Source organism: Pseudomonas sp. SDT291_1_S447 (genome assembly GCF_054070155.1).
This window is the reverse complement of the sequence record NZ_JBSVXS010000457.1, coordinates 1-217: the sequence shown is the minus strand read 5'-3', so window position 1 is coordinate 217 and position 217 is coordinate 1. Positions and strand designations below refer to the sequence as shown.

1 protein-coding gene is annotated in these 217 nt (G+C 69.6%); it reads left to right on the top strand.

All coding sequences use genetic code 11. From position 1 onward, the window contains the following. The coding region (locus ACW9IR_RS30350) for a hypothetical protein (protein WP_457466311.1) at positions 1-217 on the top strand (217 nt) is incomplete at both ends.

Below are 217 nucleotides of genomic sequence, written 5' to 3'. Positions count from 1 at the left end.
CCGGGATTTCCGGGTCGGGCAAGTCCAGCCTGGTCAGCCAGGCGCTGCTGGAGCTGGTGGGCGCCGGTCTTGGCCGCGTGGTGGAAAACGACGAAGAACCGAGCCTGGAAGACGACGCGCCGCAAACCAGCGGCGGGCACATCAGCGCCGGGCTGGAGCATGTCCGACGCCTGGTGCAGGTGGACCAGAAGCCCATCGGCCGCACCCCGCGCTCGAA